Origin of the sequence: Pseudomonas sp. R4-34-07 (genome assembly GCF_003852375.1) — a bacterium.
Classification (GTDB): Bacteria; Pseudomonadota; Gammaproteobacteria; order Pseudomonadales; family Pseudomonadaceae; genus Aquipseudomonas.
The window spans coordinates 713,802-738,390 of record NZ_CP027760.1; the positions used below are offsets into that span (position 1 = coordinate 713,802).

The 24,589-nt window shown below is 62.7% G+C and carries 18 protein-coding genes; 9 read left to right on the forward strand and 9 right to left on the reverse strand.

Features of this window, described 5'->3' with window-relative positions; genetic code table 11:
- Positions 1–114 precede the first annotated feature (114 nt).
- From C4J85_RS03055 to C4J85_RS03090, 7 genes are all read right to left on the reverse strand, one after another.
- Positions 115–1,329, reverse strand: a complete 1,215-nt coding sequence (locus C4J85_RS03055; protein WP_124408967.1) for a DUF3426 domain-containing protein — start codon at positions 1,327–1,329, stop codon at positions 115–117.
- Between the two features lie 30 nt (positions 1,330–1,359).
- Positions 1,360–2,238 carry a 50S ribosomal protein L11 methyltransferase gene (prmA, locus tag C4J85_RS03060; protein WP_124408968.1) on the reverse strand — a complete coding sequence of 293 codons (879 nt, stop codon included), beginning with the start codon at positions 2,236–2,238 and terminating at the stop codon, positions 1,360–1,362.
- A gap of 282 nt (positions 2,239–2,520) precedes the next feature.
- A complete protein-coding gene (accC, locus tag C4J85_RS03070; RefSeq protein ID WP_124365687.1) occupies positions 2,521–3,882 on the reverse strand; it encodes an acetyl-CoA carboxylase biotin carboxylase subunit in 1,362 nt (453 codons plus the stop codon).
- Between the two features lie 17 nt (positions 3,883–3,899).
- Positions 3,900–4,361: an acetyl-CoA carboxylase biotin carboxyl carrier protein gene (gene accB, locus C4J85_RS03075; protein WP_012721998.1), complete on the reverse strand. Its 462-nt coding sequence runs from the start codon at positions 4,359–4,361 to the stop codon at positions 3,900–3,902.
- A 24-nt stretch (positions 4,362–4,385) separates the two neighbouring features.
- A complete protein-coding gene (aroQ, locus tag C4J85_RS03080) occupies positions 4,386–4,841 on the reverse strand; it encodes a type II 3-dehydroquinate dehydratase (protein WP_065951442.1) in 456 nt (151 codons plus the stop codon).
- A gap of 296 nt (positions 4,842–5,137) precedes the next feature.
- The gene (locus C4J85_RS03085; RefSeq protein WP_124369440.1) at positions 5,138–7,099 is read right to left on the reverse strand and encodes a methyl-accepting chemotaxis protein; all 1,962 of its coding nucleotides are present in this window, start codon (positions 7,097–7,099) and stop codon (positions 5,138–5,140) included.
- A gap of 53 nt (positions 7,100–7,152) precedes the next feature.
- A complete protein-coding gene (locus tag C4J85_RS03090) occupies positions 7,153–8,823 on the reverse strand; it encodes a PleD family two-component system response regulator (protein WP_124361098.1) in 1,671 nt (556 codons plus the stop codon).
- A gap of 297 nt (positions 8,824–9,120) precedes the next feature.
- Here C4J85_RS03090 and C4J85_RS03095 point away from each other — a divergent pair, with 297 nt between their 5' ends.
- From C4J85_RS03095 to speA, 4 genes are all read left to right on the forward strand, one after another.
- Positions 9,121–10,188, forward strand: a complete 1,068-nt coding sequence (locus tag C4J85_RS03095; RefSeq protein ID WP_124369442.1) for a DUF2333 family protein — start codon at positions 9,121–9,123, stop codon at positions 10,186–10,188.
- A gap of 2 nt (positions 10,189–10,190) precedes the next feature.
- Positions 10,191–10,727 (forward strand): NUDIX hydrolase, encoded by a 537-nt coding sequence (locus C4J85_RS03100; protein WP_124408970.1) that lies wholly within the window; start codon positions 10,191–10,193, stop codon positions 10,725–10,727.
- Positions 10,728–10,815: 88 nt separating this feature from the next.
- Entirely contained in the window at positions 10,816–11,187 is a 372-nt protein-coding gene (locus C4J85_RS03105) for a translation initiation factor Sui1 (RefSeq protein WP_124365690.1), read from the forward strand.
- Between the two features lie 142 nt (positions 11,188–11,329).
- The gene (gene speA, locus C4J85_RS03110; protein ID WP_124361102.1) at positions 11,330–13,243 is read left to right on the forward strand and encodes an arginine decarboxylase; all 1,914 of its coding nucleotides are present in this window, start codon (positions 11,330–11,332) and stop codon (positions 13,241–13,243) included.
- A gap of 129 nt (positions 13,244–13,372) precedes the next feature.
- Here the strand turns inward: speA and C4J85_RS03115 are convergent, their stop codons facing one another.
- Complete coding sequence (locus C4J85_RS03115; protein WP_124408971.1) at positions 13,373–14,716, reverse strand: MATE family efflux transporter; 1,344 nt, start codon at positions 14,714–14,716, stop codon at positions 13,373–13,375.
- 290 nt (positions 14,717–15,006) lie between these two features.
- On the opposite strand from C4J85_RS03115, the gene C4J85_RS03120 reads away from it, so the two are divergent.
- Positions 15,007–19,902, forward strand: coding sequence for an alpha-2-macroglobulin (locus tag C4J85_RS03120; RefSeq protein ID WP_124408972.1), 4,896 nt, complete (start codon positions 15,007–15,009; stop codon positions 19,900–19,902).
- A gap of 137 nt (positions 19,903–20,039) precedes the next feature.
- Here the strand turns inward: C4J85_RS03120 and C4J85_RS03125 are convergent, their stop codons facing one another.
- The gene (locus C4J85_RS03125) at positions 20,040–20,333 is read right to left on the reverse strand and encodes a hypothetical protein (RefSeq protein ID WP_124365693.1); all 294 of its coding nucleotides are present in this window, start codon (positions 20,331–20,333) and stop codon (positions 20,040–20,042) included.
- Positions 20,334–20,423: 90 nt separating this feature from the next.
- On the opposite strand from C4J85_RS03125, the gene pbpC reads away from it, so the two are divergent.
- The 4 genes from pbpC (at position 20,424) to C4J85_RS03145 (ending at position 24,589) form a co-directional block, all read left to right on the forward strand.
- On the forward strand, positions 20,424–22,754 hold the full coding sequence (gene pbpC, locus C4J85_RS03130; RefSeq protein ID WP_124408973.1) for a peptidoglycan glycosyltransferase PbpC: 2,331 nt from the start codon (positions 20,424–20,426) through the stop codon (positions 22,752–22,754).
- Positions 22,755–22,911: 157 nt separating this feature from the next.
- Positions 22,912–23,220 carry a MazG-like family protein gene (locus tag C4J85_RS03135; protein ID WP_048723087.1) on the forward strand — a complete coding sequence of 103 codons (309 nt, stop codon included), beginning with the start codon at positions 22,912–22,914 and terminating at the stop codon, positions 23,218–23,220.
- Positions 23,213–23,962, forward strand: coding sequence for a methyltransferase (locus C4J85_RS03140; RefSeq protein WP_124365695.1), 750 nt, complete (start codon positions 23,213–23,215; stop codon positions 23,960–23,962). The genes C4J85_RS03135 and C4J85_RS03140 overlap by 8 nt, the downstream gene beginning before the upstream one ends.
- A 24-nt stretch (positions 23,963–23,986) precedes the next feature.
- Positions 23,987–24,589, forward strand: coding sequence for a DUF4136 domain-containing protein (locus C4J85_RS03145; RefSeq protein ID WP_124361108.1), 603 nt, complete (start codon positions 23,987–23,989; stop codon positions 24,587–24,589).

A 24,589-nucleotide genomic window follows, 5' to 3' on the forward strand; every position in this document is an offset into this window, starting at 1 on the left:
CTGGATAAAGGCTGAATTGGATAAAATCTGAACAGTTATTTTTTTATCGCCAGCGGTTTGGTTGACGTCGGCGCAGTCAATAAACCGCCGTCAAACCTCGGTACTGGCGCAGCTTCACTCGGGCGAATGGAAGCTCAGGCTGTAGTTCACCGCTTTGCTGCCGGGGTCAAGGATGTCCAGGGAAATGTGGATCGGTGTCTGCGACGGCATTTCACTGACCCCGGCCAACTCGCCGCTGAGGTACTCGGCGGGCTTGAAGCGCCGACTGGCGATCAGGCCGCCGTTCAAGTCGGCAAAGCGCAGCTCCAGCTGCGGAAAGGGCTGGGAGAAGGTCGCGCGGTTGTAGATGATCGCATCCACCACCAGCGCCCCGGCGAACTCCGGATGGCTGCGCACCACCAGGTTGCTGCTCTTGATGTGGGCGATGTCGACCCGTGATGGCACGGTGCAGCCCAATTTCGGGCACAGTTGCTGGAACCACGGACGATAGGCGTCCTGGCGGGCCAGTTCGTCGAATTGGTAGGCAATGTACTGGCCCGCCAGGCCGGCGGCGGCGAGCAGTACCAGCACGATCCAGGTCAGGCGGCGGCCCAAGCCTGACGGACGCTTCTGCGCATACAGGTGCAGCGGGTCGTCCTCCAGGTCCTGGAACACCTCGTCGACATTGGCCTCGGCACGCGCGCGCTTGCGCCGGGCGTGGGGGCGGTCGTCGGTGGCTTGCGCCGCTGGCGTCAGGGGCGTGAAGGGTGGATCGGGATCGTCGTCCGGGGTCGAGCGAAGTGGCGGTTCGTCGTCGTCGAGATCGTCGCGGTGAAACGACAGGGACGGCTCGGTGCGCTCGCTCGGCTCCGGTTCTGCTTCGGCCGGCAGGACGCGCTCTTGCGGCGGCTCGCTGAACAGGCTGGCGGCCCACTTTTCTTCCTCGGCCTTGACTGTATTGCGGCTGGCGCTGAGGGCTTCTTCCTTGTGCCGACGCTCGGCACCGGGCTGGCGGCGGTCCGCGCCGACGGGCTGGGTGTGCTGAATTTCACGGCGCTCGAGCTTGGCCAGTTCCTCGTCCAGGTCCAGGTTGTCCAGGTCCAGCTCCTGGGCTGTCCATTGTTTCTGGCTGATTGCGCGCGGCGCCTCAGGCGTGGGCTCATCAGCGCCGGACTGTTCAGGTTGCACTGCCGGCACCTGGGCGCGCTGCTCCAGTAACTGGCGCGCGGCGTTGAACACCTGCAGGCAAGAGCCGCAGCGCACCACGCCACGGGCCACGCTCAATTGAGCGTGGTTGACGCGAAAGCGTGCTTGGCAATGCGGGCACTGGGTGACGAAACTGTCGCTCATGCGGCCATCCGATTCAGACAAGCGCTCATTCTAGCGCCGACGACCGCTGATGCGTACCCAGCCGTCACGGTTGGCGATGGGGTCCAGCTCGAAATCCCTGGCGTAGGCGGCGGCGACCTCTTCACCTTGCTCGGCGAGAATGCCCGACAGTGCCAGGCGCCCGCCTGGCTTGACCAGGCTCGACAACTGCGGCGCCAGCGACACCAACGGCCCGGCGAGGATGTTGGCGACCAGCACATCGGCCTGTACCTGGGGCAAATCCTCAGGCAAATAGAGTGGGAATTTGCCTTCAGGAATGTGGTTGCGCCCGGCGTTATCGCGGGAAGCTTCCAGGGCCTGCACGTCGATATCGGTGCCCACGGCCTGCTTGGCGCCTAGAAGCAGCGCGGCGATGGCCAGGATCCCCGAGCCGCAGCCGAAGTCGAGCACGTTGCAGTCGCTCAGGTCCTGGCCGTCCAGCCATTCCAGGCACAGCGCGGTGGTGGGGTGAGTGCCGGTGCCGAACGCCAGGCCCGGGTCCAGCAGCAGGTTGACGGCATCCGGCTCGGGGGCGGCGTGCCAGCTGGGTACGATCCACAGGCGCTGGCCGAAACGCATGGGCTGGAAGTTGTCCATCCAGCTGCGTTCCCAATCCTGGTCTTCGATCACTTCGCTGTGATGCTCCGGCAGCGGGGCGCCGGTGAGCAATTCCAGATGGGCCAGTACGCTGGCGGCCCCGGTACCGTCTTCGAACAGGGCCAGCAAGTGGGTGTGGGACCACAGCGGGGTGGTGTTGAGTTCCGGTTCGAAGATCGGCTGGTCTTCAGCGTCCATGAAGGTCACCGACACGGCGCCGACTTCGAGGAAAGCGTCTTCGTAGGTTTCGGCTTGTTCTGGGCTGATGGCGAGACGGACTTGCAGCCAAGGCATGGCGGGCACCTTTGAAAAAATGAGTGTGCAGCGGGGATGGGGCTGCGAAAGCGCGCAAGTTTACGCGAGCGAACAGCAGAAGACGACATTACTGATGATCGTTCCCACGCTCCGCGTGGGAATGCTGCTCTGGACGCTCCGCGTCCGTGACGCGGAGCGTCACAAGATGCGTTCCCACGCCGAGCGTGGGAACGATCAGTCAAGCCCCCTCCCACAGGTGGTTGGTGTGTGCCTGCCAGAAACAACAAAGCCGCCCGAAGGCGGCTATGTTGGGTGGAGCACTTACTGGTTGGCCAGCTTGTGTTCCAGGTAGTGAATGTTCACACCACCTTCGCAGAAGCCTTCATCACGCACCAGGTCCCGATGCAGCGGGATATTGGTCTTGATGCCGTCGACCACGATTTCGTCCAGGGCGTTGCGCATGCGGGCCATGGCCTCATCGCGGGTCGCGCCCCAGGTGATCAGCTTGCCGATCAGCGAGTCGTAGTTGGACGGAACCTTGTAGCCGCTGTACAGGTGCGAATCGACGCGTACGCCGTTGCCGCCGGGCGCGTGGAAATGCTTGACCAGGCCTGGGCTCGGCATAAAGGTTTGCGGGTCTTCGGCGTTGATCCGGCACTCCAGGGAGTGGCCATGGATCTTCACGTCGTCCTGGGTGAAGGACAGCACGTTGCCGGCGGCGATGCTGAGCATCTCCTTGACGATGTCGATACCGGTGACCATCTCCGACACCGGGTGCTCTACCTGCACGCGAGTGTTCATCTCGATGAAGTAGAAACGGCCGTTCTCGTAGAGGAACTCGAAAGTACCGGCGCCACGGTAGTTGATGTCGATGCACGCCTTGACGCAGCGCGCCAGGACTTCCTGGCGAGCTTTCTCGTCCAGGCCCGGTGCCGGGGCTTCTTCCAATACCTTCTGGTGACGACGCTGCAGCGAGCAATCGCGGTCGCCCAGGTGGATCGCATGGCCCTGGCCGTCGGACAGTACCTGCACTTCCACGTGACGTGGGTTGGTCAGGTACTTCTCCAGGTAGACCATCGGGTTGCCGAACCAGGCAGCCGCTTCGGAGCGGGTCTGCTTGGCGGCTTCGATCAGTTCTTCTTCCTTGTGCACCACGCGCATGCCGCGACCACCACCGCCACCGGCGGCCTTGATGATCACCGGGTAGCCGACTTCACGGCCAATGCGCAGAGCGGTTTCCTCATCTTCCGGCAGCGGGCCGTCGGAGCCGGGAACGGTAGGCACGCCGGCCGCGATCATGGCGTCCTTGGCCGAGACCTTGTCGCCCATCAGGCGAATGGTTTCGGCTTTCGGGCCGATGAAGGCAAACCCGGATTTTTCCACCTGTTCGGCGAAATCGGCGTTTTCCGCGAGGAAACCGTAGCCTGGGTGAATGCCATCGGCGCCGGTCACTTCGGCGGCAGCGATGATGTTCGAGACTTTCAGGTACGAGTTGGTCGCCAGGGGCGGGCCGATGCAGATGCTCTCGTCCGCCAGTTTCACGTGCATCAATTCGGTATCGGCCGTCGAGTAAACAGCGACGGTCTTGATGCCCTCTTCCTTACAGGCGCGCAGGATACGCAGCGCGATCTCGCCGCGGTTGGCGATCAGGACTTTTTGCAGTTTCTTCGCAGGTTTCAACATCGAAGGCGCTCCGCGGTTCAAACGATGGTGAACAGCGGCTGGTCGTACTCAACCGGCTGACCGTTTTCTACCAGGATGGATTCGATGACGCCGGCTTTTTCAGCCGTGATGTGGTTCATCATCTTCATCGCTTCAACGATGCAGATGGTGTCGCCCACTTTCACGGTCTTGCCCACTTCAACGAAGGCTGGCGAGGTCGGTGCCGGGGTGCGGTAGAAAGTACCGACCATTGGCGACTTGACCACGAAACCGTTCAGCGCAGGGGCTGCTGGCGCCGCAGGCGCGGCGGCGGCTGGAGCGGCTGCAGGTGCGGCAGCGGCCGGAGCCGGCGCTTGCATCTGTGGCGCGTAGAACTGTTGAGCCGGGGTCTTGCTGTGGCGGCTGATCCGTACGGACTCTTCGCCTTCCTTGATTTCCAGCTCGTCGATACCGGATTCTTCCAGCAGTTCGATCAGTTTCTTAACTTTACGGATATCCATGAATCATCAACTCCCAAGGGTCGGTCAGGGGCGTTTAGCCTGTTCTTCAACGTGTTCCAGGGCGGCCTCCAGGGCCAGTCGGTAACCGCTGGCGCCAAGGCCGCAGATCACTCCTACCGCTACATCGGAGAAGTAAGAGTGATGGCGGAAAGCTTCGCGTTTGTGCACGTTCGATAAATGCACTTCGATGAATGGGATGCTCACCGCCAGCAGCGCGTCACGTAATGCAACGCTTGTGTGCGTAAAAGCGGCGGGATTGATCAGAATGAAATCCACGCCTTCGCCACGCGCGGCATGGATGCGATCAATCAATTCATACTCGGCATTGCTTTGCAGGTAGAGCAAATGGTGGCCGGCGACACGGGCCCGCTGTTCCAGATCGAGGTTGATCTGATCCAGGGTCACTGCCCCGTAGACGCCCGGTTCACGGGTGCCGAGCAGGTTCAGGTTGGGTCCGTGAAGAACCAGTAAGGTCGCCATCGGCTGTTCCTTGTTATTGGTGGGGTACGGCAGAACCCGGCGACTATGCCGCAAAGCCTTTGTGACTGTCCAGTTCTATGCAGTAGCCAGCACGATTAGCGAGGATTGCGCGAAATTTGTGACTGTGGCTCAGGATCTGGTCATTGGCAACACTGTTATGAATTCAATGGGGATCCACTGTGGGAGGGGGCTTGCTCCCGATTGCGGTGTGTCAGTTATAAATGCTTCGACTGACCCACCGCTATCGGGAGCAAGCCCCCTCCCACATTTTGATCTTCACTGGGCGCAAGGTCGGGTCAGACCCGAAAGGCTTTTACAGCCGTATTGAGCTGCCCGCCCAGCACCAGCAGATGCTCGCCCTGGCTGCGTCCCTGGCCGATACGCCGCAGGTTGTCTTCACCCAGTTGGTGAATTCTTTCGCTGTTGTCGCGAATCTCACTCACGGCCCCGCTTTGCTGCGCCGTCACGTCAGCGATGCGTACGGCGGTCGCGGAGATGGTCTGGATCGCCCCGACGATTTCATCCAGCGCGCCATCGGCGGCCTGGGCTTGCTCGGCGGTGGCTTCGGCGTGTTCGACCTGGGCCCGCATGCCTTGTACCGATTGGTGGGCGGCGGTTTGCAGGCCGGCGATCAGGCCTTGGATTTCGGCGGTGGCGCCGGCGGTACGTTGGGCCAGGGAGCGCACTTCATCGGCGACCACGGCAAAACCGCGCCCGGCCTCACCGGCGCGGGCCGCTTCGATCGCCGCGTTGAGCGCCAGCAGGTTGGTCTGCTCGGCGATCGAGCGGATCACCGTGAGTACGCCGCCGATGGTGGCGGACTCTGCGGCGAGTTTCTCGATCATTTGCGCATTTTGCTGCACTTCACCCACCAGGGCATGCAACCCGGCCAGGCTCAAGCCGATTACCCGCTGACCTTGTTCCACGGCGACACCGGCACTGCGACTGGCGCCTGCAGCCTGGCTGGCATCACCCGCCACTTGCTGGATGGTCGCCTCCAGTTCGCCCAGGGAGTCACGAATCTGCGCGGTGTCCCCGGCCTGGCGTTCGGCGCCGTCGTGCAAACCGCTGCTCAGCTCGGCCAGGGTGCGGCTGCTGCCAGCGACTTCTTCGGCATTGCCGCGGATCGTGCCGACGAGGTCCACCAGATAAGCGCGCAGGCGGTTCAGCGAGGCTTCGATGTCGTGCAGTTCGCGGTTGGTCCTGCCCAAGGCGATCGGCTGGCTGAAGTTGCCTTCGGCCCAGGTGGACAGCGCCGGGGCGAGGTGGGTCAGCACCCGCGCCAGGCGGCGTTGCAGGGTATCGATCAACAGTGCGATCAGCAGGATCAGGCCAATCATCAGCCCCTGCATCAGGCGCACTTCGCCCTGGATGTTGGCGTGCTGCGCGCGCACCACCGGCTCCAGGCCGGCGATGGCTTGTCGCACGCGGGTGATCTTGATGTGTGTGGCGGCGGCGAGGTCGGTGCGTTGCTGGATCTGTTCGCGGGTGCGCTTGAGTTCGGCAGGGTAGCGAGTCAACAGGCTGTTGAGTTCACGCTTGAGGTCGACGCCGGTGTCCTGGGCTTCGGTTTTTTCAGCGTTTTCCAGGCCCATCAACGCGGAAAAATCGTCGCTGCTGGATTCGGCGCTGGCCTTCACCCCCAGCAAAGGCAGCTGGGCCAACAGGTCGGCCTGGGTACGAATGTTGGCGATTTCACGCTCGACATCATCGGCCAATTCGGCGCGACCGCTGCTCACCAGTTTGTCCCGGGCCAGGGACAGCTTGCCCAGGTGTTGCGAGGCGGCCAGCAGTGGCGGCAGATAGCGCGCCGCGTCCGGGGCATTCACGGCGCTGGCGTACTGGCTCAGTTGCTCCAGGTTCGCCCCCAGCTCGCGTTCGGCCTGCAATAACAGCGCTTGCGGGTCACCGGCCAGTTTACCGGCGGCGAGCAGGTCGGTTTTGCTGAAGGTGTCTAGCTCCGTGAGGCTGGGTCGCAGGTTCTGCGCCAACTCGGGCGGCAATGAATCGAGCTGCTGCAGCAGGCTTTCCAGGCTCTGGCCGGCGCTGCTCAAGCGCAGGGCATCGCCGCTGGCCAGGTAGTCGTCGATATTGCGTGCGGCCTGGTTCTCGAAGGCCTGGGACAGCCCCAGATAGCGCTCCATCAACAGGTACGGGCGCTCCAGTGCTCGTTGCGACCACCACAGCGTCGCCCCGAGCGCCAGGCACACGGCCACCAATAAAAGGGTATTGAGATTGGTCAGCAGCTTCAGGCGCATGCGTGGTTTCAACCGACAGCAAAAGATAAGTGCCTGAAGTTATTGCGTTTACATTACAAAGTTATGACCGAATCAGTGGATTCCGGTGAAAAGATGGCACTTTGCTTTGATGTGCGAGCGGCTTGCACGCGGTTACGTCCGGCATGCTTGGCGCGGTACAGCGCCTCATCGGCCTGGGCGGCCATCGTCAGGCTGTCGGAACCGTCGCACAGCTCCACCAGCCCGGCGCTGAAGGTGCACCATAAATCCTGGGGTTGGGCCGGGTAGTGGATTTCCGCAAAACGCCCACGAATCTCGTCCAGCACTTTGCAGGCCGATTCGAGGTCGGTGTCGGGCATCACAATGGCGAATTCCTCACCGCCATAACGGCCGATATAGTCGCTTTTGCGCAAACGCTGCTTGAGAAACAACGCCAGGCTTTTGATCACACGGTCGCCCATGGGGTGACCGTGGCTGTCATTGACCCGCTTGAAGTGGTCGATATCGAGCATGGCAAAGCTCAGCGGCTTGTTCTCGCGGCGGGCGCGGAAGCTGCAATCTTCGAGCAGTTGCAGGATATGCGTGTGGTTGTACAGCCCGGTCAGGCTGTCGCGCACCATCCGCGCCTTCAAATTGCGCGCACGCGCCGCGCGGTTGCGCACGGTGGTGATCAGGTGGCGCGGCTTGATCGGCTTGGTCAGGAAATCGTCACCGCCTTCGCTCATCGCATCCAGCTGTTTGTCCAGATCGTCTTCGGCCGATAGGTAGATGATCGGTACGCTGACATAACGGTCGTTGTGACGAATCACCTTGGCCAGCTCGGTGCCGGTGCAGGCGGGCATGTACATGTCGAGGATGATCAGGTCGGGCTGGAAGTCGGCCAGTTCGGCCATGGCCCGGATCGGCTCGATCAACGTGCGGGTGACGATGCCGGCGCTGTTGAGCAGGCGCTCGGTATGCAACGCCTGGGCGCGGGAGTCGTCAATGATCAGCACTTTATACGGCTCATATTGAGCCACGCAGGTCAGCACTTCGATCTTTTCCAGCAGGCTCGAGGCCTCCAGCGTGCCGGTCAGGAATTCTTCACCGCCGGCGCGCACGGCGGCCAGGCGGGTCGGGGTGTCGGTTTCATGCAGGCTGAAAAACAGCAGCGGCAGCTTTTGCTCCAGGCCTTCCTGGGCTTCGGCAGCCAGTTTCAGGCCCAGGCCGGTGCCGCAGAAATCCACGTCCATCACGATGGCCGACGGCAGGCGCTCGGCCATGGCGGCGCGAAAGGCTGCGACGCTGTCCAGGGACTGGGCGCTCATGCCGAAGAATTCCAACTGCTTGGCCAGGCGCTCGGCGCGGTTATGGTCGGCCAGCATCACGTAGATCGGCTTGCGCATCGGCGGCAGCAGGGTTTGTTCCAGCTGATCGCCCTGGCGCAACCCGGTGCGCGATAAGCGCTGCATCAAGCGATTGAGCTCGGTGATCAATTGGCTGCTCAAGCGCCCGCGGTTTTCATCCACCGCCTTGAGGGACTCGCCAATGTGCTGGGCCAGTTGGCGGTGTTCGGGCTGTTCGAAGCGCTCGGCAAAGCGCTGCAGGCGCAGATTGGCTTCATTGAGCTCGGAGAAATCCGCGTTGGACCATTCGCTACGCTGCAGGCGCTGCCAGATCTCAAGGATTTGACGTGCCTGATGAATTACCCGCTGGGCAAAGTGCTGCTTGAGACGCTCGCGGCTGGGGTCTTCTGACTCGGTCATATCCTGACTACTGTGCGGGTGCATGCTGAGGTCGACTGATGGCTCTATGCTAGCATCTCTTTTCTGACGAATGAGTGTCATACGTCAATTAAGTAGGTGTCTGCGGTATTCATTTTTTGACCTCGTGGTCGCGCTGTGTAAAAAGTGTGCATCCTTTATAGTCCAACCTTCGGTATGCGCCAATTTGCTTTAAAACCCCGCACCGATGGGCACGATGGGGTAGGGTTGTGGTCGGAATGTTTGACCGCACCCGGACAATTGATGTGCATGAACTCAAGTGATTGAAAGGATATCGCCATGCTGGACTGGAAAAACCGCGAAGGCAGTGCCAAAGGCCCCGCCCCTGAGCCCAAGTCGGCCAACCGCAGCTACGTTCGCAACCTGCTGATGAGCCGCGCCTTGCTCAGCGTGATCTGCTTGTACTTGCTGGTCGCCGGTGGCCTGGGTTGGTATTGGAGTCAGGAACCGGCGTTGTTCCCGGTCCAGCAAAACGCCCAGCTGGCCGCCGAGAAGGAAGGCAAGCAGATGGTGATCGGCTACACCACCGTCGAAACCCTGAAAACCGTGGTCGGCACCTTGCTGAACAAGCCAGGTGGCTACATTTCCAACGACCGTTTCCCGCCAGGCCTGTGGATGGACAACATGCCCAGCTGGGAGTACGGCGTGCTGGTGCAGGTGCGTGACCTGACCCGTGCCTTGCGCAAAGACTTCGCCCGTTCCCAGTCGCAGTCGGCTGAAGACGCTGACCTGGCCAAGGCCGAGCCGCGTTTCAACTTCGACAACAAGAGCTGGGTGCTGCCGTCCAGCGAGTCGGAATACCAGGAAGGCATCAACTCCCTGAACCGCTATGAAGCACGCCTGTCCGACCCGAACCAGAAGGGCGCGCTGTTCTATTCCCGCGCCGACAACCTGAACAACTGGCTGGGCGATGTCGCCACCCGCCTGGGTTCGCTGTCGCAACGCCTGTCGGCCAGCGTGGGCCGGGTCAAGCTGAACACCGCGTTGAAAACCGAAGCGCTGGCGCCGGGTGAAGTGCCGCAGGTCGATGAGGAAGTGGTGGAAACCCCCTGGATGCAGATCGACAACGTGTTCTACGAGGCCCGTGGCCAGGCGTGGGCACTGTCCCACCTGCTGCGCGCCATCGAAGTCGATTTTGCCGACGTGCTGGCCAAGAAAAACGCCACCGTCAGCGTGCGGCAGATCATTCGTGAGCTTGAGGCCTCGCAGGAACCGGTGTGGAGTCCGATGATTCTCAATGGCAGTGGTTTCGGGGTACTGGCGAACCATTCGCTGGTAATGGCCAACTACATTTCCCGGGCCAACGCTGCAGTGATCGACTTGCGTCAGCTCCTCAACCAGGGTTGATGATGGACGCTACTCAAAGGGAGGCCGCCCACCGCGAGGCCTCCGATGCTGAACTGATCTGCTGGGTCGACGAGCAGGACAACCTGCTCGGCCACCTGGTCAGGTCCGACCTTCGCCGGCGCGGCTTGATCGGCCGTTGCACCTTCATATTCCTGTTCAATACCAAGGGGGAGTTGTGCGTGCATCGGCGCACCCTGAGCAAAGCGCTGTATCCAGGTTTCTGGGACACGGCTGCGGGCGGGATGGTCGCGGCAGGGGAAACCTATGCCGATTCGGCGGCCCGTGAGCTTGCAGAAGAACTCGGCGTCAGCGGCGTGGAATTGACCGAACATGACCATTTCTATTTCGAAGACGGCGACAGCAAGCTTTGGTGCACCTCCTACTCTGCGGTATGGGACGGGCCACTGTGCCTGCAGCCCGAAGAAGTCATGGAAGCGCGCTTCCTGCCGATTGAAACGGTGTTGAGCGAGGCGAAACACAAGTCTTACTGCCCGGACGCTCAAGAGGGCCTGCGGCGCTATCTGGCGTTGCGTCGCTAAAGTTGCATGAAATGGCGCCATTTGGCCCTTAGCAACTTGGCTTTTTGCCGTTACACTGCGCCACTTTTCATCCCCTAGAGGATTGCCGGTGGCCAAGAAAGCCGCATCCTTCGCCGCCCTGGGTGGCCTGGTATTTTCCACCGACGCAGGTCGACACTGCCCGGACTGTCGTCAGCCCGTGGACTCGTGCACCTGCAAACACACCCTGATTCCCGAAGGCGACGGCATTGCCCGCGTACGCCGCGAGAGCAAAGGCCGTGGCGGCAAGACGGTGACCACCATCACCGGCGTGCCGCTGGCCGAAGAGGCGCTCAAGGAGCTTGCCACCGCGCTGAAAAAGCGCTGCGGCACCGGTGGCGCGTTGAAAGACGGGGTCATCGAAATCCAGGGCGATCACGTCGAACTGCTGTTGGCCGAGTTGATCAAGCTCGGTTACAAGGCCAAGAAGTCCGGCGGCTGAAAGCCTCTTCCCAACCTGTGTCTAAACTCTGTCCTGCAAGCGAGGTCTACCTCCCTCACAGGCAAATCGTCATTTTCATTCTTTAGACTGCGCCAGCCTCCGCTTGAGGTGGCGCCTTCGCCTTCATTTATAGGGGACTTCGATGTCCGTACGACGCACACGCAAAGACGATGGCAGCCAATGGACAGTTGCGGACAGCCGTAGCGTTTATGGGATTCGCCATTGGGGGGCCGGTTATTTCGCGATCAATGAAGCCGGTCGCGTAGAAGTCCGTCCGAACGGTCCGAACAGCACGCCTGTTGATCTGTACGAGCAAGTCGACGCGTTGCGCAAAAGCGGCCTGTCGTTGCCGCTGCTGGTGCGCTTCCCCGATATCCTGCAAGACCGTGTCCGCCAGCTCACCGGTGCCTTCGATTCGAACATCGAGCGCCTGGAATACCAGAGCCAATACACCGCGCTGTATCCGATCAAGGTGAACCAGCAGGAAGCGGTGATCGAGAACATCATCGCCACCCAGAACGTCTCCATCGGCCTGGAAGCCGGCTCCAAGCCTGAGCTGCTGGCCGTATTGGCACTGGCGCCGAAGGGCGGCACCATCGTCTGCAACGGTTACAAGGACCGTGAGTTCATCCGCCTGGCGCTGATGGGCCAGAAGCTCGGCCACAACGTGTTTATCGTGATCGAGAAAGAATCCGAAGTGGGGCTGGTGATCGAAGAGGCTGCCAGCCTCAAGGTCAAGCCGCAGGTTGGTTTGCGTGTGCGCCTGTCGTCGCTGGCTTCGAGCAAGTGGGCTGACACCGGCGGTGAAAAGTCCAAGTTCGGGTTGTCGGCGGCGCAACTGCTGTCGGTGGTCGAGCGTTTCCGCGCGGCCGGCCTTGACCAGGGCATCCGCCTGCTGCACTTCCACATGGGCTCGCAGATTGCCAACCTGGCCGACTACCAGCACGGGTTCAAGGAAGCCATTCGTTACTACGGCGAACTGCGCAACCTCGGCCTGCCGGTGGACCACATCGACGTCGGCGGTGGCCTGGGCGTGGACTACGACGGTACCCACTCGCGTAACGCCAGTTCGATCAACTACGACATGGACGACTACGCCGGCGTGGTGGTGGGCATGCTCAAGGAATTCTGCGACGCGCAGAGCCTGCCGCACCCGCACATCTTCTCCGAAAGCGGCCGTTCCCTGACCGCCCACCACGCCATGCTGGTGGTGCAGGTGACCGACGTCGAGAAACACAACGACGAAATCCCGACCATCGAGAACAAGGAAAGCCTGCCGGAAACCGTGCAATGGCTGGTGGACCTGCTCGGCCCGACCGATATCGAGATGGTCACCGAAACCTACTGGCGCGCCACCCACTACATGAGCGACGTGGCCACCCAGTATGCCGACGGCAAACTGACCCTGGCCGAGAAAGCCCTGGCCGAACAGTGCTACTTCGCCGTGTGCCGCCGCCTGCACAACTCGCTCAAGGCGCGCCAGCGCTCGCACCGCCAGGTGCTGGACGAACTCAACGACAAGTTGGCCGACAAGTACATCTGCAACTTCTCGGTGTTCCAGAGCCTGCCGGACACCTGGGCCATCGGCCAGGTATTGCCGATCCTGCCGCTGCATCGCCTGGACGAAGAGCCGCTGCGCCGCGCCGTGCTGCAAGACCTGACCTGCGACTCCGACGGCAAGATCAAGCAGTACGTCGACGAGCAGAGCATTGAGACCAGTCTGCCGGTACATGCCCTGAACGAGGGCGAAGACTACCTGCTGGGTATTTTCCTGGTGGGGGCTTACCAGGAAATCCTCGGTGACATGCACAACCTGTTCGGCGACACCGACTCGGTGAACATCTACCAGCGTGAAGACGGTTCGGTGTACAGCGCCGGTATCGAGACCCACGACACCATCGAAGACATGCTGCGCTATGTGCACTTGTCGCCGGAAGAGTTGATGACGCATTACCGTGACAAATGCGCGAGCGCGAAGATCTCCGCGTCGGAGCGCACCCAGTTCCTCGATGCGCTGCGCCTGGGCCTGACGCGGTCGTCGTACCTGTCCTCGTAATAGCAACTGATACAGCTCTAAAAATGTGGGAGGGGGCTTGCCCCCGATAGCAGTGGATCAGTCAGAACATTAGTGGCTGACACACCGCAATCGGGAGCAAGCCCCCTCCCACATTTGGATCGGGTTTCTTCAGCTGGCGCCCAGCCACAGGCCCTGCCGATTCAACCGCCACGCAATCGCCCACAGGGTTAGACTGCGCACCGCCATGAACACCAGGAAGGTTATCCACAACCCGTGGTTGCCCAACCCCTGCAGTGCCCAGGCGAGCGGCAGCACCAACAGCACCGTCAGCAACATCCCATTGCGCATTTCCCGCGCCCGCGTTGCGCCGATAAACAGCCCATCCAGTAAATAACTCCACACCGCAATCAACGGCAATACCGCAAGGTAGGGCAGGTAGATATCGGCGGTTTCGCGCACGCTGGGAATATCCGTCTGCATGGCGATAAACACATGGCCGCCGAAGGTAAAGAGCAATGCGAAGCCCAGGCTGGCGATCAATGACCAGCCACAGGCCACCACCAATGAACGTCTCAACGCCTGGCGATCATGCGCACCGATGGCGTGGCCGCACAGGGCTTCCACCGCGTGGGCCAGGCCGTCCAAAGCGTGAGCGGTCAGCAGCAGGCCGTTGAGCAACAGCGCATTGGCCGCCACGGTGGCATCGCCCAGGCGGGCACCTTGTACCGTGATCATGAAAAACACCGACTGCAACGCCAGGCTGCGGATAAAGATGTCACGGTTAACCGCCAGCAGCGGGCGCCAGCTTTCCCACAGTTTCAATGCGCCCCAGGCGATATGCCCAGGGTAGGCGCGCAGGGCTTTTTGCGTGAGGGCCAGGCCGAGCAGGGCGCCGGTCCACTCGGCAATCACCGACGCGCGGGCCGAACCGACCACGCCCCAGTCCAGGCCGAGAACGAACCACAGGTTCAGCGCGATATTGACCAGGTTGGTGGTCAGCAGAATCGCCAGCGGCGCACGGGCGTTCTGGGTGCCGAGGAACCAGCCGACCAGCGCATAAGTGGCCAGTGCGGCAGGCAAACCAAACAGGCGCGTATGGAAGAACTCGCGGGTCAGTTGGTTCAGTTCGGCGGAGGGCTGCATCCACTCCAGGGCCAGGTGGCTCAGCGGAATGCCGACGGTTCCCAGCAACATCGCCAACCCCAGCGCCAGCAACAAACCCTGCAGCAGAATCTGGCGCAAGGCCGCGCCGTTATTACGCCCGGCGGCCTGGGCGGCGAAACCGGTGGAGCCCATGCGCAGGAAACCCATGGCCCAGGCGAGGAAGGTATACAGGCTGGCCCCGACGGCCACGGCGCCCAGTTGGTGAGCGTGGGGCAGGTGGCCGATGACCATGCTGTCGACCAGGGCTACCAGCGGCACGGAGATATTCGACAGGATCATCGGCGCGGCCAGGGCCCAGACACGGCGATGGGTGGGGCGGTGGCGCCAGTCGGCGAGCAGGGTGGTCATGAAGGCTCCTTCGAAGGTGGCGCATTGTAACCGTCCACCCGCCACACCGCAGAACCAATGTGGGAGGGGGCTTGCTCCCGATGGCGGTGTGTCAGTGGTTGAATCCAGTTCTGACCCACCGCTATCGGGAGCAAGCCCCCTCCCACATTTCGATCCCCGATGGCTGTGGCATCGGGCTTGGATTCAGGCCCGCTCACCCCTCTGTCGGTCAATGTGATCGCCGCCACAGCGGCCTGGCTTGCGCTGATATATAGTTCACCCCCCCGGTTTCCTCTGACGACGAGTGCCCCATGCTTAACAAAGGATTGTTCCTGGCCTGCGCGCTGGCCCTGCTGAGCGCCTGCGATTCTTCCGATAAACCGTCTGCACCCTCCGCCCCGGCGGCGAGCGTGGCGCCCAAGCCGGCGAAGGCGGCAGTGGATGTGGCGGCGTTGAAGCAGCGCTACGCCGGGCGCGAGTTGAGTGTGGTGGACGTATCCGAGGTGCAGTTGGACGGGGCCAGCACCCTGTCGGTGAGTTTCTCCATTCCCCTGGACCCTGATCAGAAGTTCGCCGACAAAGTCCATCTGGTGGACAGCACCTCGGGCAAGGTCGATGGCGCCTGGGAACTCTCCGACAACTTGATGGAATTGCGCCTGCGTCACCTGGAGCCGCAGCGCAAGCTGGTGCTCACGGTGGACCCCGGTGTCAGAGCGGTGAATAACAACCTGCTGCCCGCCGAGTACAGCGCCCGCCTGGAAACCCGTGACCTGCAAGCCACCGTCGGCTTCGCCAGCCGCGGCACGTTGCTGCCCACGCGCCTGGCCGAAGGCTTGCCGGTGATCGCGCTGAACGTCGACAAGATTGACGTCGAATTCTTCCGCATCAAGCCCGAGTCCCTGCCGTCGTTCCTGGCGCAGTGGGGGCGCAATACCAGCCTGCAAAGTTACGAGTCCCGCGAATTGCTGCCGATGGCCGATCTGGTCTACGGCGGGCGTTTCGACTTGAACCCGGCGCGCAACACCCGCGAAACCCTGCTGCTGCCGATCGCCGGCCTCAAGCAATTGCAGCAGCCCGGTGTGTACCTGGCGGTGATGCGCGCCTCAGGCACCTACAACTATTCGCAACCGGCCACGTTGTTCACCTTGAGCGATATCGGCCTGTCGGTGCACCGCTACGCCAATCGCCTGGACGTGTTTACCCAGGCGTTGGAAGGTGGCAAGGCGCTGAACGGCGTCGAGCTGGAAATTCTCGATGCCGAAGGCCGTGTGCTCGGCCAGGGCAAGACCGAAGACGGTGGCCACGCCGAGTTGCCGCTGCCGAAAAAAGCCCAGGTGCTGCTGGCCAAACAAGGCGAACAGACCAGCTTATTGCGCCTCGACAGCGCCGCGCTGGACCTGGCCGAGTTCGATATCGCTGGCCAGCCGTCCCATCCGCTGCAGTTTTTTGTGTTCGGCCCGCGTGACTTGTACCGCCCCGGTGAAACCGTGCTGCTCAACGCGCTGTTGCGCGACAAGGACGGCAACGTCGTCAAGCCGCAACCGGTAAGCGTCGAAGTGCGGCGCCCGGATGAGCAGGTCAGCCGAAAATTCGTGTGGGACGCCGACGCCTCCGGCCTCTATCAATACGCGCTGCAACTGGCCGGCGAAGCACCGACCGGGCGGTGGCAGTTGGTGTTCGACCTGGGCGATGGCAAACCGCAGTTGTATGAATTCCTCGTCGAAGACTTCCTGCCCGAGCGCCTGGCGCTGGAACTCAAGGGCAGCGACACCGCGCTGAGCCCGGCGGATGACCCGGTCATCCAGGTCAACGGCCGTTATCTGTACGGCGCGCCGGCCTCGGGCAATCGGGTCAGCGGGCAGGTTTATGTGCGCCCGCTGCGTGAGGCGGTCAAAGCCCTGCCGGGCTTCCAGTTCGGTTCGGTCACCGAAGAAGAGCTGAGCCAGGATTTCGAACTGGACGAAAGCACGCTCGACGCGAAGGGCCAGGAAGAACTGACCCTGGAAAGCAAATGGGCCGAGGCCAAGTCGCCGCTGCAACTGATCGTGCAAGCCAGCCTGCAAGAGTCGGGCGGGCGGCCGATCACCCGGCGCCTGGTACAGCCGATCTGGCCGGCCGAGCAGTTGCCGGGCCTGCGCGGGCTGTTTGACGGCACTGAAACCAACGGCGACGGCCCGGCGGAATTTGAAGTCGTGGTGGCCAACCAGGACGGGCAGAAACTCGCCGCGCAGAACCTCAAGGTGCGTCTGGTGCGTGAGCGCCGCGACTACTACTGGAACTACTCCGACAACGATGGCTGGAGCTATCACTACAACGAGAAATTCCTCAACCTCGACGAACAGACCCTCGACATCAAGGCTGGAGATACCGCCAAGGTCAGCTTCCAGGTGGAGTGGGGCCCTTATCGCGTGGAGGTCGAAGACCCGCAGACCGGCCTGATCAGCAGCCTGCGCTTCTGGGCCGGCTACCAGGCCCAGGACAACACCGAAGGCGGCGCCGTGCGCCCCGACCAGGTCAAACTGGCGCTGGATAAACCCGCCTATGGCGATGGCGACACCGCCAATGTCACCGTCACCCCGCCGGCTGCCGGTAAAGGCTACCTGCTGGTGGAGTCCGCCGAAGGGCCGCTGTGGTGGCAGGAAATCGACGTGCCGGCCGAAGGTAAAAGCTTCGCCGTGAAGCTCGATCCGAAATGGTCGCGGCATGATTTGTACGTGAGTGCACTGGTAATCCGCCCTGGCGAGCGCAAAGCCAATATCACCCCCAAACGCGCTGTGGGCCTGCTGCACCTGCCGTTGGATCGTACCCAGCGCAAGCTTGGCCTCACGCTGACCGCGCCGGAAAAAATGCGCCCCAAACAACCGCTGACGGTGAAGATTGCCGCCAGGAATGCCGACGGCAGTGTGCCCAAGCAGGTGCATGTGCTGGTGGCCGCAGTAGACGTGGGCATTCTCAATATCACCGAATATCCCACACCCGATCCGTACGCCAGCCTGTTTGGCCGCAAGGCCTACGGCGTGGACCAGTTCGACATCTACGGCCAGTTGATCGAAGCCGGGCAGGGCCGTCTGGCCAGCCTGGCGTTCGGTGGCGATGCGGCACTGGCCAAGGGTGGCAAGCGCCCGGACACCAGCGTGACCATCGTCGCCCTGCAAAGCGCGCCGGTCACCCTCAACGAAAAGGGCGAGGGTGAAGTCAGCGTCAATATTCCGGATTTCAACGGCGAACTGCGCCTGATGGCCCAGGCCTGGAGCGATGATCGCTATGGCATGGCGCAAGCCAAGACGGTCATCGCCGCGCCGCTGATTGCCGAGCTGTCGGCACCGCGCTTCCTGGCCGGGGGTGACCAGACCACCCTGGCGCTGGACCTGTCCAACTTGTCCGGCAAGGCGCAGAAACTCGAGGTGCAACTGACCGCCGAAGGGCAACTTGAACTGGCCGGTAACGGCGCGCAAACCGTCGAGCTGAAACAAGGCCAGCGAACCACCCTGCGTATCCCGGTAAAAGCCTGGGGCGGCCTGGGGCAGGGCAAAGTGAAGGTCACGGTCAATGGCCTGGACCTGCCCGGTGAAAGCCTGCCGCCGTTCAGCCGTGAATGGACCCTGGGCGTGCGCCCTGCTTACCCGGCGTTGCTCAAGCATTTCCGCGCAGTACTCAAGGATCAGCCGTGGAGTTTGCCGGCAGGCACCCTGGAGCAGTTCGACAGCTCGGGACGCGAGGCGTTGTTGAGCCTATCCAGCCGGCCGCCGTTGAACCTCGGCGCGCAGATCAGTGCGCTCAAGGCTTACCCCTACGGCTGCCTGGAACAGACCGCCAGCGGTCTGTACCCCTCGCTCTATGCCGACGACGCGCTGCTCAAACGCCTGAGTATCAAGGGCGAGCCGGATGCCGAGCGTAAACGCAAGATCGAGCTGGGCATCGAACGCCTGTTGGGCATGCAGCGCTACAACGGCAGCTTCGGTTTGTGGGGCGCTGACGGCGAGGAGGAATATTGGCTGACCGCCTACGTCACCGACTTCCTGCTGCGCGCCCGCGACCAGGGTTTTGCCGTACCGGCCGAGGCGCTGAAGAAAGCCAGTGAGCGTCTGCTGCGCTACGTGCAGGAGCGCAACCTGATCGAAGTCGACTACAGCGACAACGCCGACCACACCCGTTTCGCCGTGCAGGCCTACGCCGGCATGGTCCTGGCGCGCAGTCAGCAGGCGCCGCTGGGGGCCTTGCGCAGCATCTTCGAACGCCGCAGTGATGCGCGTTCCGGCTTGCCGCTGGTGCAGCTGGCCATCGCCCTGCAGAAAATGGGCGACCAGCCGCGTGCGGACCAGGCGTTGCTCGCGGGCCTGGCGGCGCAGCGCAGCGCCAAGGAATGGTTGGCCGACTACGGCAGCCCATTGCGCGACCAGGCGATGATCCTGGCCTTGCTGGAAGAAAATGACTTGGCCAAGGGCAAGCGCGAGGAACGTTTGTTCACCCTGGCGGACCAGTTGGCGGCCAGCCCGTATCTGTCGACCCAGGAGCGTAATTCACTGTTCCTCGCTGGGCGCCTTGGTTTCGCCCAGCCAGAGGCGAGCTGGCAGGTGTCGCTGACCGGCAGTGGTGCGGTGCGCGAACTGAACAATCAGCAATCGACGCTGCAACTGGATGACAAGCTGCTGTCCAGCGACTTGACCCTGAGCAACCAGGGCGAAACGCCGGTGTACCAGCAACTGACCCTTTCCGGTTATCCACAAGTGCCACCGGCAGCGGGCGGCGAGAATCTGAGCATCCGTCGCGAATACCTGGGCATGAACGGCCAGCCGCTGAACCTGCACAGCCTCAACAGCGGTGATTTGGTGTTGGTGCACTTGGCGGTCAGCGCCAAGCAACGGGTGCCGGACGCCCTGGTGGTCGACCTGCTGCCCGCCGGCCTGGAACTGGAAAACCAGAACCTGGCGCAGAGCGCGGCCAGCCTGGAGAACGCCAGCAGCCAGGTGAAGGAATGGCGCGAATCGATGCAGAACGCCTCGCTCAAGCATCAGGAGTTTCGTGATGACCGTTATGTGGCGGCCATGAACCTGGATGGCTATGGGACGACGCACTTGCTCTATCTGGCGCGGGCTGTAACGCCGGGCACCTACCGTGTGCCGCCGCCGCAGGTGGAGTCGATGTACCGGCCGAACTGGCAGGCGGTGGGCGAAACCCCGGCAGATATGGTGATCAAGGGCCGCTGATCGCTGAAGTTGAAATGGGGACTATTGTGGGAGGGGGCTTGCTCCCGATAGCTGAGTGTCAGCCAATGATGTTTTGACTGATTCACCGCTATCGGGAGCAAGCCCCCTCCCACATGGGATTGGGGACATTCTTGGGCTTAGTGCACAACCCAACTGAGCAGCCACAACCCCAGGATCAACCAGATAATCCCCATGATGATCGACGCACGCATGAACGCCCGCACGGCCGAGTACAGCAGCAACAGCCCGACGATCAGGGTAAGGATGCTGATGATCGAGGTGTCCATGCCCAGGGTGCGTGACAAGCCATCGATAAAGTTGCCGCCGGCGTGGGTCAGGGCTCCGAACAAGCCGCTCAGCCCGTCGACGATAAAGCGGATGACGGAGCCGAGCGCCTGGCCCAACCACTCGAAAAAGCTTTCTACCTGCATGTGCGTGTCCTGATAAGAAGGTGGGCGTAACTGTGCCTTTGGTCGTTGTAGCGACAGGCGAGTTCCCTACAAGCATAGAGGTTTGCCCGCTTGAATTTGCGTTTTGTTGCCCGCTGGATACTGCTGAGCCTGTTGTTGGCCATTGCCCTGCTATGGCTGGCCGACCGTATCTGGCCGTTGCCGTTGCCCCAGGACGACCTGGCCCGGGTAGTGTTGGCCGAGGATGGCACGCCGTTATGGCGCTTTGCCGATGCCAATGGCGTGTGGCGCTATCCAGTGCAAACCAGCGAAGTCTCACCGTATTACCTGGACGCGTTGCTGACCTACGAAGATCGTTGGTTCTATCGCCACCCTGGCGTGAACCCGCTGGCGTTGGCGCGGGCGACGTGGCAGAACCTGAGCGGCGCACGGGTGGTGTCGGGCGGCAGTACGTTATCTATGCAAGTGGCGCGTTTGCTCGATCCGCATTCGCGTACCTTCCTCGGCAAGTTGCGTCAGCTGTGGCGTACCGCGCAATTGGAGTGGCACCTGTCCAAGGAGCAGATCCTCAACCTGTACCTGAACCGCGCGCCGTTCGGCGGCACGTTGCAGGGCGTGGCGGCGGCCAGTTGGGCCTATTTGGGTAAATCCCCGGCGCAATTGACCCACGCCGAAGCGGCCCTGCTCGCGGTATTGCCCCAGGCACCGAGCCGCTTGCGCCCGGACCGTCACCCGCAGCGCGCCCAGCAGGCCCGCGATAAAGTGCTGCGCCGGCTCGCCGAGTTCCAGGTGTGGCCGCAATCGGCGGTGGATGAGGCGCTGGAAGAACCGCTGCTGCTCGCGCCGCGCCTGGAACCGAGCCTGGCGCCGTTGCTCGCGCGGCGCTTGAACCGTCCCGACAGCCCGCCGCTGATCCGCACCACGGTGGATGCCACGTTGCAGCGCCGTCTGGAAGACCTGCTGTTGGGCTGGCGCGCACGTTTGCCCGAACACACCTCCGCCGCGATCCTGGTGGTCGAGGAGGAGACCATGGCCGTGCGTGCCTACCTCGGCTCGGTGGATATCAATGACGCCAAGCGCTATGGGCATGTGGACATGATCAGCGCGCTGCGCTCGCCCGGTTCCACCTTGAAACCCTTTCTCTATGGCATGGCCCTGGACGATGGCTTGATTCATTCCGAATCCCTGCTGCAGGACGTGCCGCGACGTTACGGTGATTACCGGCCGGGCAATTTCTCCATGGGCTTTACCGGGGCGGTGCCGGCGAGTACGGCGCTGTCCAGCTCACTGAACCTGCCGGCAGTGCAATTGCTGGAAGCCTACGGGCCGAAACGCTTTGCCGCGCAGATGCGGATCGGCGGCATGCCGCTGGCGTTGCCGGCGTTGGCCGAACCGAACCTGGCGTTGATCCTGGGCGGCGCGGGCAGCCGCCTGGAAGACCTGGTCAGCGGCTACAGTGCGTTCGCCCGCGACGGCAAGAGCGCCACCCTGCGCTTGCAGCCGGATGACGCGCTGAGGGAGCGGCCATTATTGTCGCCGGGAGCGGCCTGGATCGTGCGGCGTATCCTCAGCGGCCAGGCGCGCCCCGACCGCGACCCACGGGCCGAACTCGTGCAACGCCCGACGCTGGCCTGGAAAACCGGCACCAGCTATGGCTTTCGCGATGCCTGGGCGATTGGTGTCGGCCCGCGTTACCTGATCGGCGTCTGGATCGGTCGACCAGACGGCACGCCTGTGCCAGGGCAGTTTGGCCTGGCGTCGGCGGCGCCATTGATGTTGCAGGTGCATGACGTGCTGGCCAACCGCGACAGCCAGCGCGGCATCAGCGCACCCGTCAAGCCGGTGCCGGCCAATGTCGGCGTGGCGGCCATCTGTTGGCCGCTGGGCCAGCCGATGAGTCGCAGCGATCCCAATTGCCGTCGCCAGCGCTTTGCCTGGACCCTGGACAACACCACGCCGCCGACCTTGCAGGCGCTGGACCAACCCCTGAGCGTGGGGTTGATGGAAAACCTTTGGGTCAACGCCAAGGGGCTGCGGGTCGATGCCCATTGCCCCGGCGCAGAAGCGAACAATATCGCCCTGTGGCCGGCGCCGCTGGAGCCTTGGTTGCCCAGGGCGGAGCGCCGCGAAGCGCGCATTCCGGCAGCCGACCCGGATTGCCCGCCGCCGGCCCTGGCCGCCGCTTCGCCGTTGTCCATTGTGGGCGTGCGCGAGGGCGATCAACTGCGTCTGCCCGCTGCCAGTCAACAGGCGCTACGCCTGAAAATCTCCGCCCTGGGCGGGAGCGGGCGGCGGTGGTGGTTTCTTAACGGGGCGCCTTTGGGTGACAGTGCCAACCAGGATTTCATCAATGCCAGTTTCGAGCGATTGGGCCGTTATCAACTGAGTGTTCTGGATGAGGCGGGGCAAACTGCCAGGCTTGAGTTCAGTGTGGTTGATTAGGGCCTCATCGGGGGCAAGCCCCCTCCCACACTGGACCGTGTTCACAAAACAAATGTGGGAGGGGGCTTGCCCCCGATGGCGTCCTCAAGCCCACCACCGCTATTCACTTGCCTTCAATCTCCATCCCCCTGAAGCTATACCCATTCAGGAGCCCCCAATGAACCTCGAACACCTCACCGAACGCCTGCACCGCATCCGCGATACCAACGATTGGAAGCAGTTCCACAGCCCGAAAAACCTGGCCATGGCCGCCAGTGTGGAAATGGCCGAACTGGTGGAGATCTTCCAGTGGCTGAGCGAAGACCAGTCGCGCCAATTGCCCGCCGATAAGCTGGCTCACGCCGGCCAGGAAGTCGGCGACATCGTGCTGTACTTGCTGTTGCTGTGCAGTGAGCTGGGCCTGGACATGAACGAGGTGGTGCGCGCCAAACTGGCCGACAGCGAGCGGCGGTTTGCCCATGAGTGATCGGCATTTCGACCAGTTGGCCACGCGTTTTGCCGAGAAGATCTATGGCGGCGCCAAGGGCGCGATTCGCCTGGCGGTGTTGCAGGCCGATCTTACCGAAGCCTTGCCGGACCGCCCGTTGCGCGTACTGGATATCGGCGCGGGGTTGGGGCATATGTCGCTGTGGTTGGCCGAACGCGGCCATCAGGTGACCCTGGCCGAGCCCGCCGAGCCCATGCTCGAAGGCGCACGCCAGCGCTTCGCCGAGGCCGGGCAGAACGCCACGTTCATCCACGCGCCCTGGCAAGACTTGCTCGGCCAACTCACCGAGCCCTACGACCTGGTGCTGTGCCATGCGGTGCTCGAATGGCTGGCCGAACCCCATGCGATCCTGCCGGTGCTGCACCAATTGACGCTGCCCGGCGGCTGGCTGTCCCTGGCGTTTTACAACCGCGACGCGCTGATCTACCGCAACCTGCTCAAGGGCCACTTTCGCAAGATGCGCAAGAACGATATGGCCGGCGAAAAGCAGAGCCTCACACCGCAGCAGCCGCTGGACCCGCGGGAATTGGCGGCGCAACTCGAAGGGCTCTGGCAGGTCGAAAGCCAAAGTGGCGTGCGCGTGTTCCACGACTATATGCCGGTGGAATTCCAGGCGCGCGCCGATCTGCAGGATTTGCTCGAGATGGAGCTCGCTCACCGTCGTCACCCAAGCTTTGCCGGACTTGGGCGTTATTTGCACTGGGTGTGCCGTCCGGTTTAAGCGGCCCAGTCTGCGGAGGTCGAAATGCGTCGTCTCGGTTTGCTCCTGTTGTCTCTCGGGTTAGGCGCCTGTTCCAGCCCTAACCCTTATGTGGCCGCTTCGGCGCCGATCCCGCCGGCCCCGGCGCAAGCGGCCACGACCTTCGATGCCAGTGCCTACCCGGCGCCGGTGCGCGACTATGGTGCCTACCGCAATTGGGCCTGGCGTAACGGCCAGTTGCCGGCCGGCACCGCGTGGGCGGATTCAGCCCAGGTGGCCGAAGCGGTCAGCGGCGCACTGGACCAGCGCGGCCTGCGCCCGTTGCACGACAATCGCGCGCCCGACCTGTTGGTCAGCGCCGATGTGCGCCTGGAGAAACGCCTGCGGCAAGTCCAGGATGACTATGGCTACGGCTATGGCGGCTACAACCGCTATGGCAATGGTTACGGCATGTACAACTCGGTGCCGATGGTGCGTACCTATGAAGTGCAGGTCGTGGTGGTGCGGGTCAACCTGTTCGATGCCCGCAGCGGCCAGCCGGTGTGGAGCGCCAGTGCGGAAACGGGCAGCCAGGGCAGCCTGAGCGAGCGTGCGGATGCGCTGCGCCAGGCGGTGCAGAAGGCACTGACGGCGTATCCTCCGCGTTAA

Excerpts from the sequence above, each read along its gene's own strand:
- C4J85_RS03055 (WP_124408967.1), bottom strand. The coding sequence starts at position 1,329 with ATGAGCGACAGTTTCGTCACCCAGTGCCCGCATTGCCAAGCACGCTTT.
- prmA (WP_124408968.1), bottom strand. The coding sequence starts at position 2,238 with ATGCCTTGGCTGCAAGTCCGTCTCGCCATCAGCCCAGAACAAGCCGAA.
- accC (WP_124365687.1), bottom strand. The coding sequence starts at position 3,882 with ATGTTGAAACCTGCGAAGAAACTGCAAAAAGTCCTGATCGCCAACCGC.
- accB (WP_012721998.1), bottom strand. The coding sequence starts at position 4,361 with ATGGATATCCGTAAAGTTAAGAAACTGATCGAACTGCTGGAAGAATCC.
- aroQ (WP_065951442.1), bottom strand. The coding sequence starts at position 4,841 with ATGGCGACCTTACTGGTTCTTCACGGACCCAACCTGAACCTGCTCGGC.
- C4J85_RS03085 (WP_124369440.1), bottom strand. The coding sequence starts at position 7,099 with ATGCGCCTGAAGCTGCTGACCAATCTCAATACCCTTTTATTGGTGGCC.
- C4J85_RS03090 (WP_124361098.1), bottom strand. The coding sequence starts at position 8,823 with ATGACCGAGTCAGAAGACCCCAGCCGCGAGCGTCTCAAGCAGCACTTT.
- C4J85_RS03095 (WP_124369442.1), top strand. The coding sequence starts at position 9,121 with ATGCTGGACTGGAAAAACCGCGAAGGCAGTGCCAAAGGCCCCGCCCCT.
- C4J85_RS03100 (WP_124408970.1), top strand. The coding sequence starts at position 10,191 with ATGGACGCTACTCAAAGGGAGGCCGCCCACCGCGAGGCCTCCGATGCT.
- speA (WP_124361102.1), top strand. The coding sequence starts at position 11,330 with ATGTCCGTACGACGCACACGCAAAGACGATGGCAGCCAATGGACAGTT.
- C4J85_RS03115 (WP_124408971.1), bottom strand. The coding sequence starts at position 14,716 with ATGACCACCCTGCTCGCCGACTGGCGCCACCGCCCCACCCATCGCCGT.
- C4J85_RS03120 (WP_124408972.1), top strand. The coding sequence starts at position 15,007 with ATGCTTAACAAAGGATTGTTCCTGGCCTGCGCGCTGGCCCTGCTGAGC.
- C4J85_RS03125 (WP_124365693.1), bottom strand. The coding sequence starts at position 20,333 with ATGCAGGTAGAAAGCTTTTTCGAGTGGTTGGGCCAGGCGCTCGGCTCC.
- C4J85_RS03135 (WP_048723087.1), top strand. The coding sequence starts at position 22,912 with ATGAACCTCGAACACCTCACCGAACGCCTGCACCGCATCCGCGATACC.
- C4J85_RS03140 (WP_124365695.1), top strand. The coding sequence starts at position 23,213 with ATGAGTGATCGGCATTTCGACCAGTTGGCCACGCGTTTTGCCGAGAAG.
- C4J85_RS03145 (WP_124361108.1), top strand. The coding sequence starts at position 23,987 with ATGCGTCGTCTCGGTTTGCTCCTGTTGTCTCTCGGGTTAGGCGCCTGT.